Source organism: Deinococcus wulumuqiensis R12, from assembly GCF_011067105.1.
GTDB lineage: Bacteria > Deinococcota > Deinococci > Deinococcales > Deinococcaceae > Deinococcus > Deinococcus wulumuqiensis.
Map to the genome: position 1 here is coordinate 1170504 of NZ_CP049357.1, position 17888 is coordinate 1188391.

Sequence of the window (17888 nt, forward strand, 5' to 3'; positions counted from 1 at the left end):
AGCACGGATTTCACTGAATGCTCAGGGCGCCTCCCAGCGGTCCAACCCCGGCCCCACCCGGCAGCCTGCGTGACCGTCGTATCATACGGATTCCGATTGAATCTGGTAGTTTCAGATTCAATCCGAGCGGATGCGAGTAGGAAAAAATACGGATTCTGCGATATGGATGCACAGGCGGCGCTTTCCCGACTGTGCAGGAATGAAGCGGAATCCGTATCAGTACTGGCGTCCGAAAATCACGCGCTTGCCGTAGGCGCTCGGCTGACCGCACTTGACGCACTGGCCCTCGCCCCTGTCGGCAAAGAACTCGGCGTCGTCGAAGGGCACGTTGCGGGCGGTGGCCTTCGTTTCTTCCTTGATGCTCTTTTCGCACGCAGCGTCGGCGCAGTGGTAGGCGCGGACCCAGCGGCCTTCTTCGATGTTCTGCTTGAAGGCCTCGAAGTCGTCCACCTCGGCGGTGCGCTCCTGCATGAAGCTGCTGGCCCGCTGGTAGAGCCAGTCGTGAAGGGCGTCCACGCGGGCGGCCATGCCCGCCACCGCTTCGGCGCGGGGCAGGGTTTCTTTTTCTTCGCTGTGGCGGCTCTTGACGACCACCACGCCACTTTCCAGGTCACGGGGGCCGAGTTCGATGCGCACGGGCACGCCCTTGAGTTCCCAGTCGTTGTACTTGAAACCGTTGGTCACGCCGTCGCGCCCGTCCACCTTCACGCGCAGGCCCTGGGCACGGAGTTCGGCGGCCAGCTTCTCGCCTTCCTGCACCATCTCGCCAAAATTATCCTTGCGGCCCACCGGAATCACGACCACCTGAATGGGCGCGATACGCGGCGGCATCATCAGGCCGAAGTCGTCGCCGTGGGTCATGATGATGGCCCCGATGATGCGGCTCGACAGGCCCCAGGACGTGGTGAAGGCGAATTCTTCCTTCTGCTCGCGGGTCTGGAACTTGACCCCGAAGGCGCGGGAGAAGTTCTGGCCGAGGTAGTGGCTGGTGCCCGATTGCAGCGCCTTGCCGTCGCGCATCATGCCTTCGATGGAGTAGGTGTTCTCGGCTCCGGCAAAGCGTTCGGAAGCCGTTTTTTCGCCGCGCACCACGGGCAGGGCCAGCACGTCACGGCAAAAGGCGTGGTACTCGTCGAGTTGCTGCCGCACTTCGGCCCGCGCCTCGTCCTCGTTGGCGTGGGCGGTGTGGCCTTCTTGCCAGAAGAACTCGGAGGTGCGCAAAAAGGGCTTGGTCCGCAACTCGGCGCGGAACACGCTGCCCCACTGGTTGTGCAGGAAAGGCAGGTCACGGTAGGAGTTGAGCCAGCCCGCCCACATGTGCCCGATGATGGTTTCACTGGTGGGGCGCATCACGTACGGCTCACTCAAAACCTCGGTGCCGATTTTGCTGACCGTGAACAGTTCGGGCGCGAAGCCCTCCACGTGCTCGGCCTCCTTCATGATGAAGTTCATGGGAATCAGGGTCGGGAACAGCAGGTTCTGGTGCCCGGTCGCCTTGAAGCGGTCGTCCAGGCCGCGCTGAATGTTTTCCCACAGCGCCGTGCCATAGGGCCGCACCACCATCGCGCCCGCCACCGGCGAGTGGTCGGCGAGGTCGGCCTTTTTCACGACTTCGTTGTACCAGTCGTTGAAGTCGGCGCTCTGGGGGGTCACGCCGTACTGCTGGGCTTTGTTGTCCTGCTTTTGCTGCTTGCCACCGTCTTTGGTCATCGGGGTCAGGATAGCGTCCGGCGCCGCCCCTCACTCCGCCATGTGGCCTATGTCCGGCCTCCGCCTCCTGAGCTAAGTAGGTCGAAGTTAATCTTTAGATTAACCGAGCGAAGCGAGTGGCGAAAAAAGTACGTCGAACCGGAAATGAAGCGTTTTCGGTTCTGTTCCGAAAATGCGAAATGTCAGGTTCAATGTACTAAGCTGCGCTCCATCTCAAAGCTGCCTTTGCCCGGCCCGCAGCGCCAGGAGTGTGCCCTATGACCAAGCACCCCATGACCGAACAGACGACGCTTCCCCGGTTTTTCGCCCCCCGCGCGGGTCTGAACAGGCGCTGAGCCAGGAGCCGTGAGGAAAACGCGATTCTCACGGCCTCCAGCCTCCGGTGACCCGCCCCCAGAGGTCATCCCTTGAACACTTTTACTGTCGAACGCGCGACCCTCGCCACCCTTCCCGACGCCTACGCCCTGCACCCTGACCGCGCCGACGCCGAGCGGCGCCTCGCCCAGTTCCGCGAACGGATGGAGGCGGGCAAAGTCAGCCCCGAGCAGTTCGTCCTGCTGCGCTCCGGGCGGGGAGCAGAGGCGGTCACCCTCGTCTCCAACAACCCGCACGTTCCGCTGCTTTCCCGCAGCCGGGCCGACACGCCGCACGCGGGCCTGACGCAGTTCTACGCTTTCCTGCGCGAAGCCGAACCGGGCCGCACCCTGGTGCTCGACAGCATCCTGAACGTGTTCGACCCGGCCCCCGCCCTCGCTGCCGGCTGGCGGCTGGACGACGCGCAGGTCACATACGAAACCGACCTCACCGCCCGCACCTGGACTCCCGCGCCGGACGCGCACGAAGGCGGCGCGGAGCTGCTGGAGAGGCCCGACATCGCCGCACTGCTGGCCGAACTGGGACAGGCCGACTTGGAACTGGACGAGGGCTGGCATCTGGCGGCCCTGCTGGACGATGAAGGACAGCCCGCCGCGCTGGGGGCGTTCGGTCCGAGTGGTCGCCCGGACTGGGCCAGCATCAACCTGATCGGGGTGCGCGGGGCGGCCCGGCGCCAAGGTTTGGGCACCCGCCTGCACGCGCACCTGCTGGCCCGCGCCGCGAGGGAGTTCGGCTGCCACGTGGGCCGCACCGAGGCAGAAAACCCCGCCATGCGCCGCATTTTTGCGCGCAGTGGCTGTGAGGTGCGGGGGGAACAACTCTATTTCCGGACTTCCTGAAGCCTCCTGAAGTTTCACTGCCGCCCGGCTCTCGGGGAGCAGGCAGCGCGGAAGGTGGAGCGGGCGCCGGATCATGACGAGGGGCCGATGCTCTAGAGCATTTGACAGAAAGACGTAACGTCTTTTTGGCGAGCGGAGCGAGTGCAAAACACGGAGCAGGGCGGAGAATGGAGTGATGCGGGGTGCTGTTCCGCGCATCACGTAATTCGGAGAACTGCTCTAGCCTGAAGCCGTGAGAATCGCGGTCATTTCGGATGTTCACGGCAACGCCTACGCGCTGGAAGCGGTCCTGCGCGACCTGAAAGACACCGCGCCCGACCTGATCTTCAACCTCGGCGACCAGATCGAGGGCTGCGCCGACCCCGCCCGCGCCGCTGCCCTGCAAGCCGAGCTGGGCGCCACCGAAGTGCGCGGCAACAACGAGGAAAAACTGTGGCCGGGAGGCCGCCGCACCCCGCTGACCCTGGCGGTGGGCGCGTGGCTGGAAGCCCAGGTTGCCCCGGCCCAGCGTGACCGCCTCGCCGCCTTGCCGCTGAGTGCCCGCGTGGAAGGCGTTTTGGCCTGCCACGGCACACCGGACAGCGCCTGGGACAGTCTGCTGTGGGTCTGGGATATGGCAGGAGGCTTCTACCGCAGCCGCGACCCCCGCGAACTGCGCCGGATGGTTCAGCCCCTGGGCGCCGAAGTCTTGCTGTGCGGGCACACCCACCGCGCCGGAGCCACCCGCGCAGGCGACACGCTGGTGGTCAACTGCGGCGCGGTCAGCGACCAGGTGGACGGCGACCCCCGCGCCCGCTGGACGCTACTGGAACGGCGCGGGCCGCACTGGAACGTGGATTTTCGTGCCGTGGCCTACGACGTGGCGGGCGCCGTCGCCTGGGCGCGGGCCAACTCACCCTTCGGAGACTTTGCCGCTGACCTGCTCGGCAGCGGGGAAATGCGGGGCCGGGGCACGGTCGGGCCAGAGCTGCTCTAATACGGATTCCGATTGAATCTGGTAGTTTCAGATTCAATCCGACTTGCAAAGCTGCGCAGCAGAGCGGATGCGAGTAGGAAAAAATACGGATTCCGCGATATGGATGCACAGGCGGCGCTTTCCCGACTGTGCAGGAATTAAGCGGAATCCGTATTACCCTCTCTAAGCCTCCACCTCCTGCTTTTCTTCCACCAGTTCCAGCGGCGCGAACAGACGGTCGAGGTCCTGCACGGTGAGCTGCGTGGCGTCGGTCAGGCCACCGTCGAGCACGCCGCGTGCGAGCGCCGCCTTCCTCGCTTGAAGGTCGAGAATGCGCTCCTCCACGCTGCCCGCCGCAATCAGCTTGTAGACGAACACCGGCTTGTCCTGCCCGATGCGGTAGGCGCGGTCGGTGGCCTGGTCCTCGGCAGCGGGGTTCCACCAGGGGTCGTAGTGGATGACCGTGTCGGCGGCGGTCAGGTTCAGGCCCACGCCCCCGGCCTTGAGCGTAATCAGAAAGACGTGCGTTTCGCCGCTCTGGAAGGCGTCGATCTGCTTCTGGCGGTCCTTGGTCTGCCCGGTAATTTTGGAATACGGGATGCCTTCGCGCCGCAGCGTGTCTTCCAGGTGCCCGAGCAGGGTGGCGAAGCCCGAGAAAATCAGCACCCGGCGGCCCTCCTCCACCATCTGCGGGAGGTTGGCTTCCAGCCACTCCAGCTTGGCGTTGCCTTCCACGGTGCGGGCGGCGTCCAGCTTGACCAGTCGGGGGTCGGTGACGGCCTGCCGCAGCTTGAGCAGCGCGTCCAGAATGGCGATGGTCGAGCGGGCCAGCCCCCGCGCCGCGAGTTCCTCGCGCACCCGGCTCTGCATGGTCACGCGCACCGTTTCGTAGAGGTCGCGCTGGTCGCCTTCCAGGGTCACGCGCACCGGAATTTCGGTTTTGGGCGGCAGTTCGCGGGCGACGTCCTTTTTCTCGCGCCGCAGGATAAAAGGCCGCACGCGGGCCGAGAGTGCCGCCTGCCGCGCCGTGTCCCCCCGCTTTTCGATGGGGGTACGGTAGAGCTTCTGGAAGGTCTTTTCGTCGTGCAGCAGGCCCGGCGCCAGAAAGTTGAACTGCGACCACAGTTCGCCGAGGTGGTTTTCCAGCGGGGTGCCGGTGAGCGCCAGGCGGTGCCGGGCCGTGAGGCTGCCCGCCGCTTTGGCCGCCGCCGTCTTGTTGTTCTTGATGTTCTGGGCCTCGTCCAGAATCACGAGGTGGTACTCGTGCTGGCGCAGTTCGTCGATGTCGCGGGGGAGCAGCGGATAGGTGGTGAGCACCACGTCGGCCTGCGGAATCCTGGCGAACTCGGTGTGACGGTCCTTGCCGTGCAGCAGCAGCACCCGCAGGTCCGGCGTGAATTTGGCCGCTTCCGCCTGCCAGTTGCCGATGACGGACGTGGGCGCGATGACCAGCGTGGGGCGGTCGGCGCGGCCCTCTTCCTTTTCCTTGAGCAGGTGGGCGAGGGTTTGCAGGGTGTTGTGGGTCACGATGTAGTGGTCGGTGACGTAGAGATGGTCAGCCGCCGCCACGGCGATGCACTGGGCGGGCTTGTATCCCACGAACTCAACCGCCTTGATGCCGCGCGTAGGCGGGTATTTGGTCGGACGGCGGTACGCGGCCCGTTTGTTGCTCAGGCGGAACGGTTCCAGATGAGGCGGCAACTTGAGCGTGACGCGCCAGGCCGTACCATTTTTCTTCTCGCCGCCGTAGGTGTGCGATGTGGCCTTCCGGTGAATGCGGGCGGTGCCGCCCAGCGACTGCACCAGCTCCACCACGCCCCGCGCCAGGCGCTCGGACACGCTGACGTATTCCACCACTTCGCCCGCGTGCCCGTCGGTGTCCAGCAGCCCTTGGAGCAGCGCCAGCCGTTGCGCGGGACTGCCCAACAGGTAGTCGGGCGGAATGAACTTGTCGCGCCCGCTTTTGCCATGCAGCCCGAGTCGGCGCAGTGCGTCTTTGAGCGGATTGGGCGTCCATTGCCCCGCTGTGACCAGCCGCGACGTGCTGACGCTCGGGGTCAGTCGTTTGTCCAGCCGCGCTTCTACACCAGCGGGCAGAGGCAGTGCGGCTACCAGTTCGTCTTCGGTGGTGACCTGCACGGAATGAACGAAACAGCCGTCTCCCAGCAGCGCCCCCAGCGTGTAGGGGTCGAGCGGCAAATCACGCTCGGCCAGTTGCACCGCCTCCACCAGCGGCAGGTAATGCTTGAGGTTGCCTGCCGCGTCCTGAAGGTCGGCGGCAATCTGGGCGGTGGTCAGCGTGCGCTCGGGCAGGCCGCGCTTTTTGCGAACGGGGGTGTTGACGGCCCAGAGGTGCTCCTCGTCGGCTTCCACTGTGGCCCCGTCGGTCAGGGTCAGGCGGTAGATGGGGCGCTCGCCCTGCGGATAGACCCCGACCACCTGCGTCGGCTGCCCGCTGCGACCCATCACGTAGTCCCCCACCTGTAACTGGCCCATTTCGCGCCAGCCGAGCGGGGTGAGCACCCGCGCGTCCAGCGGTTGGGCCTTGCCCAGCCCCATGTCGTCGGCCAGAATCCCGCCCAGTTCGTACTCGCGCAGGAATTGCAGCCACGCGAGGCCCTGAAGCTGATAGGGACGCATCTCGGCCCGCAGGCCCGCCGGCGGCGCAACCTCCTGAATGCCGCCGAAGTCACGCAGGCGCTGACCGAGTTCGAGCAGCTTCTCGGCCCCCACCCAGCGGGCACGCACCGCGCTTTCGAGTTCGGCGAGGCGGGCGGCGTCGAGCAGCGGCAGCCGCAGCGGGCCAGGGGGCAACTCGCGCAGGTGCAGTTCGACCAGCACGCCCAGAATGGAGCGCACCCTTCCAGCGGGCAGCGGCACTTTGCGCCCGTCGTCGAGCGACGCGAAAATCAGTTCGTCTTCCTCCAGTTCGGCCAGGGCGCCGGGCGTGAACAGTTCGGGCTGCGCGGCAATCAGGTTCGCCAGCACCGGCAGCAGGCTGATGCGTTGCCCGTCTACCACGATGCCGAGGTCGAGCGTGAACCAGCCGCCGCCTTCTTGCGCCTCGCCGTACCAGTCGTCCACTTCGGCAAAGTGCAGCGGAAAATCGGGGTGGATGAGCAGTTCGACGCCCTGACGCCCCAGCGCCTCGCGGCCCCCCTGCATAAACTCCAGCCACGCTTCCTCGTCGCCAAGGGTCAGGAGAGCGGCGGCGGCGTCGGGAAAGTCGTATTCGGGAAAAGCGAGTTCGAGCGGCACGAAGCCCGCCTCACGGCAGGCGGTCACGGCCCGTTTCTCGGCGGCGCGGTTGCGGGGCACCTGCAAGACGGTCTGCCCGGTCAGCACCGTGGCGACCTTGCCCGACAGCGGGCCGCGCAGTTCGTGTCCCCCGTAAGCCGGGCGCAGTTCGGCCACCGCGAAGGTCTCGGTGCGGCCCGCGCCGTTCCAGAGGTCGCGGTAGGTCACGGTGCGCCCGCTGAGGTGCAGCCGGGGCGTATAGGGCAGCTTTTCCTGCCGGGTGCCCACGGTGACTGGGGCAGGCACCGGCAGGGCGGCGGCGGTCATCGCCTGCGCCAGCGCCGGAGCCTGAGCAGGCGGCACAGAGGGGCCAGTCAGGAAACGGGCCAGCAGGTCGGGCGGGCCGGGCACCTCCACCGGCCCGAGGGTCAGCGCCTGCGGGTCCACCACCCAGGGGCGGCCCAGGGGCAGCACGACCTGCTCCCGGTCCGGCGCCCCGTCGGGCGCCCCGTCCGGCGCCCCGTCGAACTCGAGCGCCGGGGTCTGGTGCCCGCTTTCGTCGGTGCGCCAACCGGGACGGCCCTTCACCGGCTCGGCGCGGGTCAGGGGGGCAGTCACGTCGTTCCAGCACAGCCGCCCGGTGTCCAGCAACGTCGAAAGCAGCAGGCTGGTCGCCGGGTGGTCCATCAGGGCATAGAGCGGGTCGTGCCAGCGCCCCGAGACATGCGCCGGGCGGGTCGCCACCGTCAGCAGTTCCAGGGCGTCGGCGTCGCGCTGCACGAACCCCGGCCAGGTGCCCAGCTTGCGGGCCAGCGGGTAGGTTTCGGCGGCGCCGAGGTTGGGCACGCCGCCCTTCATCGGCACGCGCTGCACGTCCAGCACGGCGCGGCGGGTCTGCCCAGGAGAACCGCCATGTACGTTGACGGGCTGCACCCGCAGCACGTAGCGCAGTTCGTACTGCCGCCCGCGCCCGCTGCCGGTGTCCGGCTCGCTTTCCAGGCCCGCCAGCCACTGCTTGAGCCGGGGGTCGAGTGCCTCGGTCACGGCGCCGGGGGCGGCGGGGCCAGGGGCCAGCGGGGGCGGACCGTCGGGCGGGTCGGTGGACAGCACCAGCGCGGCCACGTGGCGGCAGCGGTGGCGCCCGCAGGTGCAGGAAGAATCGAGCAGGCGCGGCTCGGGCGGCGCGGTCAGCTCGGCGGTGGCCTGAAAGTGCTGCCCCGAGTCGGTCACGCTGCCCGAGGCCCGCCAGCCCTGCGCGGTCCAGGCGGTCTGAATGTCCGCCACCGCTTCCTGGCGCAGCGCCAGAGCCTGGGCTGCCGTATCGAGCGCAAAACCGTGCGGCAGGCGACTGAGTTTCAAGGTCTCACCTGCGCTGGTCGGCGCCCGCTGTCCTGCATGACGGCAATAAACACATCCCGCAGTCTAGCGCGGTTTTGCCCGGTCAGCGCAGGTGGCCCCCGTCTTCAGCGCCCGACGAACTGAATCCGCCAGATGCGCCCCTCGCCGTCGTCGGTGAGCAGCAGCGACCCGTCGGGCATCACCTGAAGGTCCACCGGGCGCCCCAGCACGTTCTGGCCGCTGAGAAAGCCAGTCAGAAAGTCGCTCACCCGCCCCGTTTTCGGGTCGATGGTGACGACCTTGTAGCCGCTTTTCTCCGAGCGGTTCCAGCTCCCGTGCAGCCCGACGAACAGCTGCCCCCGGTAACTCGCCGGGAAAGTTTTGCCGGTGTAGAACGCCAGGCCCAGCGGCGCCGAGTGCGCGGTGGTCAGGGCGAAGGCGGGCGTGGCCGACGCACAGGCAGCGGCATTTTTCTTGCCGAAGTCGCGGTCCCAGACCTGCGGCTGCCCCGCTTTGGTGCCGCAATACGGATTCCGCTTAATTCCTGCACAGTCGGGAAAGCGCCGCCTGTGCATCCATATCGCAGAATCCGTATTTTTTCCTACTCGCATCCGCTCTGCTGCGCAGCTTTGCAAGTCGGATTGAATCTGAAACGACCAGATTCAATCGGAATCCGTATAACAGTACGGCCAGCCGTAAAAGCCGCCCGCCCTGAGCCTGTAAAACCCCTCGGGCGGCAGGTCGTCGCCGAGCTGGTCGCGCCCGTTGTTGGTGGCGTAGAACGCGGCGCCGAACCATTCCAGCCCCACCGCGTTGCGCAGGCCGGTGGCGTAGGGTTTGCCGTTCTTGCCGTCGGCGTCGTACACCCACACGGCGGCGCGGCGCCTGTCGCCTTCCTCGCACACGTTGCACGAACTGCCGGTGGACACGTACATTTTCCCGTCCGGCCCGAACACCACCGTGCGCGTCCAGTGCCCGCCCTCCGGCAGGCTCAGCAGCTTCTGCGCGGGGCCGCTCGCCTTGCGGTCGCCGGACCTGTACGGAAAGCGCACCACGCCGTCGGTGTTCGCGACGTACAGAAAGCCGCCGTGAAAGGCCAGCCCGTGCGGGCGGTTCAGGCCCGAGACGAAGACCGCCTTGCCGTCAGCCACCCCGTCCCGGTCGCGGTCGGACGCGACGACCACCGTGCTCGCCTGCGGGTCGCTCACGAACAGGTCGCCCGAAAGCGAAAGCGCCATAAAGCGCGGCTGCTCAAAGCCGCTGGCATAGAGGCCGACCTTGAACCCGGCGGGCGCCCGGAGCTGTGGCAGGGGGCCGCCCTGCGCGTGCGCCGCACCCACGAGACCGAGAAACGCCGCCGTCACGATGCGTTTGACCAGGCCCCATCCCACCACGGCGGGGTGAGGCCCGGCCCCCGGAGCGCTCAAGGTCAGCTTCACGCCCCGGCCCATCTCCTGCACCCCTGCTCTACTGCTCTACCCTGAAGCCCATGAAGTTGCCCGCCCGTGTCCGTGTGTCCCGCCCTCCCCTGCCGCTCGCCCCGGCGCTGGCCCAGGCCGCGTCCCGGCTGTGCCCGCAAGCCCCCGCCGACCTGACGGCGGCGGCCCTCGCCATCGCGGGCGGCTCGGTCATCGGCGCCCACCTGCGCTGGGAAGGCGGCGAGGCGCAGAGCACCGAACCCGCGTGGCGCGGACGCGGCATCGAGGAAGCGCTCGCCGAGTTGCTGGACCGCCCAGGAACCTAACGCCCGTTTGGTAGCCTGCTACCTATGACCGACACTGGAATGAGCTTTGCGCCGACGGGCGAGCAGCGCATGATTGTGCAGCATGTGCGCGACTTTTGCCGCGCCGAGATTGCCCCGCGTGCCGCCGAGTTCGACCGCAGCGGCGAGTATCCGCGCCCTCAGCTCGATGGCCTTGCCGCGCTGGGGCTGATGGGGGCGACCGTGCCCGAAGCGTGGGGCGGCGCGGGACTGGACAGCGTGACCTACGCGCTGTGCCTGGAGGAAATCGCCGCCGCCGACTCCAGTGTGGCCGTGATTGTCAGCGTGCAAAACGGGCTGCCCGAACAAATGATTCTGAAGTACGGCACCGACGCGCAGCGCGAAAAATACCTGCGCCCGCTCGCCAGCGGTGAGCACATCGGGGCGTTTTGCCTGACCGAAGCCCACGCGGGCAGCGACGCCGCCAGCCTGCGCCTGAAGGCCGAGCGCGACGGCGACGACTGGGTTCTGAACGGTTCCAAAGCCTGGATTACCAGCGGCAACCACGCCGACACCTTCCTCGTCATGGCCCGCACGGGTGGCCCCGGCGCACGGGGAATCAGCTGCTTTATCGTGGAAAAGGGCACGCCAGGCCTGAGCAGCGGCAAGCCAGAACACAAGATGGGCCAGCACGCCGCGCAGACCACCACCGTCACCTTTGACCACGTGCGCGTGCCGCACGCCAACATGGTCGGCGAGGAAGGCCAGGGCCTCATTATCGCGCTGTCCAGCCTCGATTCGGGGCGCGTCGGCATCGGGATGCTGGCGATTGGGATTGCCCGCTCCGCGCTGGAACACGCCGCCGCCTACGCCAGCGAGCGCGAGCAGTTCGGCAAGAAAATCCGCGAGTTCGAGGGCGTGTCCTTCAAGATTGCGCGGATGGCCGCCCGCATCGAGTCGGCGCGGCTGGTCGCCCTCAAAGCGGCGTGGCTCAAGGACCAGGGCCAGCCTTTTTCCAAGGAAGCCAGCATCGCCAAACTGCTCGGCAGCGAGGCCGCCGTGGACGTGACCCGCGACGCCGTGCAGATTTTCGGCGGCAACGGCTACAGCGCCGAGTACCCGGTGGAAAAGCTCTACCGCGACGCCAAAATCACCGAGATTTACGAGGGCACCTCCGAGATTCAGCAGCTCGTCATCAGCCGCGCGGTGTTCGCGGAACTAGGGCAGTAAAGGGACAGTAAAGCGGCCTACCGCGTCACCCGGTACTGCCGCTCTCCTTCCACCTCAAGCACCACGCTCGCCGCGCCGCCGCGCACTTCCAGCGTGCAGGCGGTCACGTTGGGCGGCACCGCTTTGCCGGGCAGCACGTCGGTGCAGGGCCGGTCGAAGTTGACCTGCGTGCTCTGAGGCCCGGCGGCCCGAATCACCATGCCCCCGTATTCGCGGGCGGCGCGGCCCTGCACGCTCATGACCGCCACCATCGCCGCGACGCCACCGAGAAAGAGCAGCACGATCAGCAGGAACGTGCGGGTCATCTTGCAGCGCTCGGCGGGCGTGATTTCGCGCTGTTCGGGGCGGGAAGGAGCACTCATCCGCCCAGGCTAGCGCCCGGCAGCGGGGACGTTCAGGACCTCGGCGCAGGCCCGCGCTGAAGGGGCACCGACTTCCGGTTTCCCCTTCTGTTGCCAGCCGTGCTTACGCCGTGCTGACCCCCACCCGTTACACTGTCCGGCGTGAGCAAAGTCATCATCATCGGAGCCGGGGGCGTCGCCAACGTCACCGCCAAGAAGTGCGCCCAGAACGACGAGGTGTTTACCGAAGTCCTGATCGCCACCCGCACGGTCAGCAAGGCCGACAAGATCGTGGCCGAAATCCACGAGCACTTCCCGAACTCCAAAACCAAGTTCAGCACCGCCACCGTGGACGCCGACAACGTGCCCGCGCTGGTGGAACTGATCAACGGCTTTAAGCCCGAAATGGTCATCAACCTCGCGCTGCCCTACCAGGACCTGACCATCATGGACGCCTGCCTGGAAACCGGCGTGCATTACCTCGACACCGCCAACTACGAGCCCAAGGACGTGGCGAAGTTCGAGTACTCGTGGCAGTGGGCCTACCAGGACAAGTTCAAGGAAAAGGGCCTGATGGCGCTGCTCGGCTGCGGCTTCGACCCCGGCGCGACCCAGGCGATGACCGCCCATCACGCCAAGCACCACTTTTCCGAAATCCACTACCTCGACATCGTGGACTGCAACAACGGCAACCACGGCAAGGCGTTCGCCACCAACTTCAACCCCGAAATCAACATCCGCGAGATCACCGCCAACGGGCGTTACTGGGAAAACGGCGAGTGGGTCGAGACCCAGCCGCTGGAAATCTCGCAGGACATCTACTACCCCAACGTGGCGACCCGGAGGAGCTACGTGCTCTACCACGAGGAACTGGAGTCGCTGGTCAAGCACTTCCCGACCATCAAGCGCGCCCGCTTCTGGATGACCTTCGGTGAGGCGTACATCAAGCACCTGAACGTCCTTGAGGGCATCGGCATGACCTCCATCGAACCCATCGAGTTCCGGGGCCAGCAGATTGCGCCCATCGAATTCCTGAAAGCCGTGCTGCCCGCGCCCGAGTCGCTCGCCGCGAACTACACCGGCCAGACCTGCATCGGCGTGCAGGCCAAGGGCATCGGCCTGGACGGTCAGCCCAAGGTTCACTTCGTCTACAACGTCAAGGACCACGCCGAGTGCTACCGCGAGGTGCAGGCGCAGGGCGTGAGCTACACGACTGGCGTGCCCGCCATGATCGGCGCGATGCTGATGCTCACGGGCGAGTGGAAGCAGCCCGGCGTGTGGAACGTGGAGCAGCTCGACCCCGACCCCTTCTTCGCCGCCATGAACAAATGGGGCCTGCCGATTGACGAACTGGCGGGCGTGGAACTCGTCAAGGACTGAGCTAAAGGGGAACACAGAAAGCCGGGGCGTGGGCCTCGGCTTTCTCTCTTTCTGTTGCTGCCGCCCTGGTCCAGCGGGATGACCGCCGAATGCCGCAGGGCGTCCTGCCGTGTCCGGGACTCAGCGGCCCAGGTTGATCTGAACGGGCGCCCCGGCATAGGGCTGCACCCGCACCGGACGGCGGACTTCGACCACCAGCGTGTTCCAGCCCGCCTGCAAGTCGGCCTCGTATCCGCCGGCTCCCTTCACCGTGGCGGCCCTGGCGGCCCAGACCACGAACAGCTCACCCTTGCCGACGCTGGGGCGCACCTCGCGCAGGGCCTCGCCGTCGTCGCGCACGCCGTTGCCGTTGGCGTCGCGGTACAGGAAGAACTTCAGCTCGGCGGCCCTCAAGGGCACGCTCGTTCCGGCAAAGTTCACCAGACCCGGCCAGCTCGTGCGCTCGTCCACCGCAAATTGCAGCCGCTCGGTGGGCGCGGCGCCCGGCAGGGTCAGGGCGAAGGCGCCCCCCTGCACCGGCGCGTCGGCGAGTTGTTGCAGCGGCTGGCCGAACGGCGACACGGCCCAGACCCCGAGGCGGCCGTCCGGCGCCACGTCCCCTTCCACCACACCGCGCACCAGGCCCGCCGCGCCGGCAGTTCCCGCCAGCAGGGGCGCAAACAGGGTCAGCAGGAAAGCCACGGCTCGTTTCATGCGGTCAGTCTACGCCCGGTCCCTGACCGATGTGTGATACGGATTCCGCTTAATTCCTGCACAGTCGGGAAAGCGCCGCCTGTGCATCCATATCGCGGAATCCGTATTTTTTCCTACTCGCATCCGCTCGGATTGAATCTGAAACTACCAGATTCAATCGGAATCCGTATGACGGCCCTTCCCGGCACGAAAAAAGCCGGGAGCCTCAGCCCCCGGCTTTCTCATTCGCTGGCGCTTACTTGCCCAGCGCCTGCTTCACGAGGTCAATGATTTCGGGCATGGTGTCGGCCACAGGCACATTGGCGGCCTTGAACGCAGCCAGCTTGCTCTCGGGGGTACCCACGTCGCCCATGATGATGGCTCCGGCGTGACCCATGCGCTTGCCCGCAGGAGCCGAGCGGCCAGAAATGAAGGCCACGACGGGCTTTTTCATGTTCTGCTTGATGTACTCGGCGGCGGCTTCTTCGTCGGCACCACCGATTTCACCGATGACCACGACGGCGTCGGTGTCCGGGTCGGCTTCGAACATGGGGAGCACGTCGGCAAAGGTGGTGCCGATCACGGGGTCGCCCCCGATGCCGACGGTGGTGGAGGTGCCCATGCCCGCGTCGTTGAGCAGCTTGGCGGCCTCGTAGGTCAGGGTGCCGGAGCGCGAAATCAGGCCGATGCGGCCGGGCTTCTCGTAGATGCGGTTGGGCATGATGCCCACCTTGGCTTCCCCGTTGGTGACCAGACCGGGGCAGTTGCCACCGATCAGGCGGATGCCCTGACCGCCGTTGGCGCGGCTCTCGGCGTCGAGCTGCTTGACTTCCTGCACGGCGCGCATCATGTCCACGGTGGGCACGCCTTCGGTGATCAGGACGATGAGGGGAATGCCCGCGTGCGCGGCTTCCAGCACGGCGTCGGCAGCGCCAGCGGGAGGCACGAAGATGATGCTCACGTTCGCGCCGTGCTTTTCCTTGGCTTCGGCCACCGAGTTGTAGATCGGCCAGCCCTCGAAGTCCTGGCCGCCCTTGCCGGGGGTCACGCCCGCGACGACCTGGGTGCCGAATTCCTTCATGGCGCGGCTGTGCTTCGCGCCTTCGCTGCCGGTCATGCCCTGCACGACGACTTTGCTGTTCTTGTCAACCAGAATGCCCATGCTTATTTGCCTCCCAGTGCGTTCGCTTCCTTGGCGGCCTCACCGGCAGCCTCGAACATGGTGGGGTACATCTTGATCAGGTCGCTGTTCTTCTCGGCGAGCAGCGCCTTGGCTTCGTCCTCGGCGGTTCCGGCGATGCGCATACGCACGGGCTTGGTCAGGATGCCTTCGTCCAGCGCCTGAATCACGCCCTTGGCGACCTCGTCGGCGCGGGTGATGCCACCGAAGATGTTGATGAAGATGGCCTTGACGTCGGGGTCTTTGCTGACCAGCTTGACCGCGTTGTACACCACGTCGGCCTTGGCGCCGCCGCCGATGTCGAGGAAGTTGGCGGGCTTGGCCCCGGCGCGGTTCACCACGTCCAGGGTGGTCATCACGATGCCCGCGCCGTTGCCCAGCACGCCCACGTTGCCGTCGTCGAGCTTGACGTAGGCGAAACCGTACTCGCTGGCTTCCACCTCGAGGGGGTGCTCGGCGGACAGTTCGCGGTAGTGGGCGATGTCCTTGTGGCGGTACATGGCGTTGTCGTCCACCTCGAACTTGGTGTCCAGCGCCAGGGGGTTGCCGTCAGCGTCCACGAACAGGGGGTTGATCTCGACGAGCACGGCGTCACGCTCGAAGGCGGCCTTGCTCATCTTGACCATCATGTCGGCGATCTTGTTCAGGTTGCCCTTGAAGCCCGCCTTGATGGCGACTTCACGCGCTTCGTAGGGACGCAGGCCGGTAACGGGATCCACGCGGTGCTTGATGATCTTTTCGGGGGTGGCGGCGGCCACTTCCTCGATTTCCATGCCGCCCTCGGCGGAGGCCATCAGGGTGTAGCTCTGGACGTTGCGGTCCACGATCATGCCGACGTAGTACTCGGTGCCCGCGTCGATGTCCACGGCCTTAGTGACCAGCACCTTCTCGACGGTCAGGCCCTTGATGTCCATGCCGAGGATGTTCCTGGCGTTTTCCAGCGCCTTTTCCTCGGTGGCGCTGAACTTCACGCCGCCCGCCTTGCCGCGTCCGCCGACGTGCACCTGTGCCTTGACCACGACCGGCTGGCCGTATTCCTTGTAGATGGCCTGCACTTCTTCGGGGGTGGTGGCGACTTTGCCTTCCTGCACGTTCACGCCGAACTCGCGCAGCACTTCCTTGCCCTGATACTCGTGGAGTTTCACGGTCTTGCCTCCTGTGGTGGGAATGACCCCCCGGTGGGTGTGGGGGGGGCCGCAGATGTTCATTTGTCCCGATAAACGAGTATAGACCTCTGACGCCGCTCGTCAGACTCTGTCTCCCCTACGGGGACAGACGCGGCTTGGCCGGACACCTCACGCGGGCGTGTTACCCTCGCCCCCATGAGCAAAATCGACTTGTTGCGCTCCGTGCTGGGGCGGGCCGGGGTGGACGCGCTGTGGGTCAGTGCCCCGGCCAACGTGCGCTGGCTGTCGGGTTTCACGAGTGCCGAGGACGGCAAGGTGCTGGTCACGCCGGGCGGGGCCACCCTCTACACCGACGCGCGCTATACCGTGCAGGCCCAGGAGGAATCGGGGTTGCCGCAGCACATCGCCCGTCCGCCCGCCACCTACGAACACGCGGCGAACACGGTGCGCGGCCTGCGCGTGGGCTTCGAGGCCGAGAGCCTGACGGTGGCCGAACTCGAGGACCTGCGAGCGGCGTGGCCCGACTCGACCCTGGTGCCGCTGCGGGGCACGCTCGGCGGCCTGCGGGCGGTCAAGACGGCGGAAGAAGTCGAGGCCATCCGCGCCGCGCAAAAGCTCGCCGACCAGGTGTATGGCGAGGTGCGCCCGCTGATTCGGGCGGGGGCGCGCGAACTCGACATCGCCCTGGAAATCGAAACCCGCCTGCGCCGCGCGGGGGGCAGCAGCGCCTTCGACCTCATCGTGGCGAGCGGTCCCAACGGGGCCAAGCCGCACGGCCACGCCTCGGAGCGCGTGATTGAGGACGGCGACCTCGTGACCATTGATATGGGCGCCCGTCTCGACGGGTACAACTCCGACATGACCCGCACCGTCGCGGTGGGCACCCCCAGCGCCGAAATGAAGCGGGTGTACGGCGCCGTGCTGGAAGCCGAGGAAGCCGCCGTCGCCGCCATCCGGCCCGGCGTGAGGGCTTCGGACCTCGACAAGCTCGCCCGCGACATCCTGACCCGGCACGGCCTGGGCGAAGCGTTCGCGCACTCGCTGGGGCACGGGGTCGGGCTGGAAGTCCACGAGGGTCCGGGGCTGCGCGGCACCAGCCAGGACGTGCTGGAAGCGGGCATGGTCATCACCATCGAACCCGGCGCGTACCTGCCCGGTGTGGGGGGCGTGCGAATCGAGGACCTCGTGCTGGTGACCGAGGGCGGCTACGAGGTGCTGAGCCACTCGCCCAAGGAGAGCGTGTGAAGCGCCAGGCGCTCGCGGCCTGGGGGTTGGCGGCGGCGCTGGCGCTGCTCACCCAGGCGGGCGCCTATACCGTGCAGCGCGGCGACACGCTCTACGCCATCGCCCGGCAGCACGGCACCACTGTGGAGGCCCTGATGCGGCTCAACGGCCTGCATTCCACCGTCATCACGCCGGGGCAGCAGTTGCAGACCGCTGGGGCGGCCACCGCTGCCCAGCCGGTGGCCCCGGCCCAGGCAGGGGTCTATCAGCGCGGCTACGCCGTCTACTACGGCGGGCGGCGTGACGCCCAGACGGTGATGACCGCCGCGCACCTCACCCTTCCCTTCGGGACGTGGGTGCAGGTGACCCACACCCGCACGGGCCGCAGCGTGACGGTCAAAATCAACGACCGGGGGCCGTTCAACGGCGGCGGGCGCGTCATCGACCTGTCCACGTCGGCGGCCCGCAGCCTGGGCATCCTGAGCGAAGGGGTGGCCCCGGTGACGCTGAGAATTCTGTCGCGGCCTTGAGATATCCCAGCAGACCTGCCCGGCTGGCCCGAAGATGAGAAGGCAGGT

The 17888-nt window shown here is 67.0% G+C and carries 15 protein-coding genes; 7 read left to right on the plus strand and 8 right to left on the minus strand.

The window, feature by feature from the left end:
- Window positions 1–216: 216 nt before the first annotated feature.
- A complete protein-coding gene (proS, locus tag G6R31_RS05815) occupies window positions 217–1710 on the minus strand; it encodes a proline--tRNA ligase (protein WP_017869886.1) in 1494 nt (497 codons plus the stop codon).
- Window positions 1711–2117: 407 nt separating this feature from the next.
- Here proS and G6R31_RS05820 point away from each other — a divergent pair, with 407 nt between their 5' ends.
- Together G6R31_RS05820 and G6R31_RS05825 are read left to right on the plus strand one after the other, a co-directional pair.
- Window positions 2118–2924 carry a GNAT family N-acetyltransferase gene (locus G6R31_RS05820; RefSeq protein ID WP_017869887.1) on the plus strand — a complete coding sequence of 269 codons (807 nt, stop codon included), beginning with the start codon at window positions 2118–2120 and terminating at the stop codon, window positions 2922–2924.
- 232 nt (window positions 2925–3156) lie between these two features.
- Window positions 3157–3900, plus strand: coding sequence for a metallophosphoesterase family protein (locus G6R31_RS05825; RefSeq protein ID WP_017869888.1), 744 nt, complete (start codon window positions 3157–3159; stop codon window positions 3898–3900).
- A 162-nt stretch (window positions 3901–4062) separates the two neighbouring features.
- Here the strand turns inward: G6R31_RS05825 and G6R31_RS05830 are convergent, their stop codons facing one another.
- The 3 genes from G6R31_RS05830 to G6R31_RS05840 all read right to left on the minus strand — a co-directional run bounded on the left by G6R31_RS05830 (window position 4063) and on the right by G6R31_RS05840 (window position 9893).
- Window positions 4063–8475 carry a DEAD/DEAH box helicase gene (locus G6R31_RS05830; protein WP_017869889.1) on the minus strand — a complete coding sequence of 1471 codons (4413 nt, stop codon included), beginning with the start codon at window positions 8473–8475 and terminating at the stop codon, window positions 4063–4065.
- Window positions 8476–8579: 104 nt separating this feature from the next.
- Window positions 8580–9029 (minus strand): PQQ-dependent sugar dehydrogenase, encoded by a 450-nt coding sequence (locus tag G6R31_RS05835; protein WP_017869890.1) that lies wholly within the window; start codon window positions 9027–9029, stop codon window positions 8580–8582.
- 87 nt (window positions 9030–9116) lie between these two features.
- A complete protein-coding gene (locus G6R31_RS05840; protein ID WP_373284345.1) occupies window positions 9117–9893 on the minus strand; it encodes a PQQ-dependent sugar dehydrogenase in 777 nt (258 codons plus the stop codon).
- 50 nt (window positions 9894–9943) lie between these two features.
- Here G6R31_RS05840 and G6R31_RS05845 point away from each other — a divergent pair, with 50 nt between their 5' ends.
- Both G6R31_RS05845 and G6R31_RS05850 read left to right on the plus strand, forming a co-directional pair.
- Window positions 9944–10198 (plus strand): hypothetical protein, encoded by a 255-nt coding sequence (locus tag G6R31_RS05845; protein ID WP_017869892.1) that lies wholly within the window; start codon window positions 9944–9946, stop codon window positions 10196–10198.
- A 24-nt stretch (window positions 10199–10222) separates the two neighbouring features.
- Window positions 10223–11386, plus strand: a complete 1164-nt coding sequence (locus G6R31_RS05850) for an acyl-CoA dehydrogenase (RefSeq protein WP_025568120.1) — start codon at window positions 10223–10225, stop codon at window positions 11384–11386.
- 17 nt (window positions 11387–11403) lie between these two features.
- On the opposite strand, the gene G6R31_RS05855 is transcribed toward G6R31_RS05850, so the two are convergent.
- On the minus strand, window positions 11404–11748 hold the full coding sequence (locus G6R31_RS05855) for a hypothetical protein (protein WP_017869894.1): 345 nt from the start codon (window positions 11746–11748) through the stop codon (window positions 11404–11406).
- A gap of 141 nt (window positions 11749–11889) precedes the next feature.
- On the opposite strand from G6R31_RS05855, the gene G6R31_RS05860 reads away from it, so the two are divergent.
- Window positions 11890–13107, plus strand: coding sequence for a saccharopine dehydrogenase family protein (locus G6R31_RS05860; RefSeq protein ID WP_017869895.1), 1218 nt, complete (start codon window positions 11890–11892; stop codon window positions 13105–13107).
- Window positions 13108–13227: 120 nt separating this feature from the next.
- Here the strand turns inward: G6R31_RS05860 and G6R31_RS05865 are convergent, their stop codons facing one another.
- From G6R31_RS05865 to sucC, 3 genes are all read right to left on the minus strand, one after another.
- On the minus strand, window positions 13228–13800 hold the full coding sequence (locus G6R31_RS05865; RefSeq protein WP_025568121.1) for a hypothetical protein: 573 nt from the start codon (window positions 13798–13800) through the stop codon (window positions 13228–13230).
- A gap of 235 nt (window positions 13801–14035) precedes the next feature.
- On the minus strand, window positions 14036–14941 hold the full coding sequence (sucD, locus tag G6R31_RS05870) for a succinate--CoA ligase subunit alpha (RefSeq protein WP_017869897.1): 906 nt from the start codon (window positions 14939–14941) through the stop codon (window positions 14036–14038).
- 2 nt (window positions 14942–14943) lie between these two features.
- Complete coding sequence (gene sucC / locus G6R31_RS05875; protein ID WP_025567870.1) at window positions 14944–16104, minus strand: ADP-forming succinate--CoA ligase subunit beta; 1161 nt, start codon at window positions 16102–16104, stop codon at window positions 14944–14946.
- 177 nt (window positions 16105–16281) lie between these two features.
- Between sucC and G6R31_RS05880 the strand changes: the two genes are divergently transcribed.
- Window positions 16282–17331, plus strand: a complete 1050-nt coding sequence (locus tag G6R31_RS05880) for a M24 family metallopeptidase (RefSeq protein WP_017869899.1) — start codon at window positions 16282–16284, stop codon at window positions 17329–17331.
- A complete protein-coding gene (locus tag G6R31_RS05885; RefSeq protein ID WP_017869900.1) occupies window positions 17328–17840 on the plus strand; it encodes a septal ring lytic transglycosylase RlpA family protein in 513 nt (170 codons plus the stop codon). Before G6R31_RS05880 ends, G6R31_RS05885 begins: the two co-directional genes overlap by 4 nt.
- Window positions 17841–17888 lie beyond the last annotated feature (48 nt).

Coding starts and splice junctions, on each gene's coding strand:
- proS (WP_017869886.1), bottom strand. CDS start 1,710: ATGACCAAAGACGGTGGCAAGCAGCAAAAGCAGGACAACAAAGCCCAG.
- G6R31_RS05835 (WP_017869890.1), bottom strand. CDS start 9,029: ATGCACAGGCGGCGCTTTCCCGACTGTGCAGGAATTAAGCGGAATCCG.
- G6R31_RS05845 (WP_017869892.1), top strand. CDS start 9,944: ATGAAGTTGCCCGCCCGTGTCCGTGTGTCCCGCCCTCCCCTGCCGCTC.
- G6R31_RS05850 (WP_025568120.1), top strand. CDS start 10,223: ATGACCGACACTGGAATGAGCTTTGCGCCGACGGGCGAGCAGCGCATG.
- G6R31_RS05855 (WP_017869894.1), bottom strand. CDS start 11,748: ATGAGTGCTCCTTCCCGCCCCGAACAGCGCGAAATCACGCCCGCCGAG.
- G6R31_RS05865 (WP_025568121.1), bottom strand. CDS start 13,800: ATGAAACGAGCCGTGGCTTTCCTGCTGACCCTGTTTGCGCCCCTGCTG.
- sucD (WP_017869897.1), bottom strand. CDS start 14,941: ATGGGCATTCTGGTTGACAAGAACAGCAAAGTCGTCGTGCAGGGCATG.
- G6R31_RS05880 (WP_017869899.1), top strand. CDS start 16,282: ATGAGCAAAATCGACTTGTTGCGCTCCGTGCTGGGGCGGGCCGGGGTG.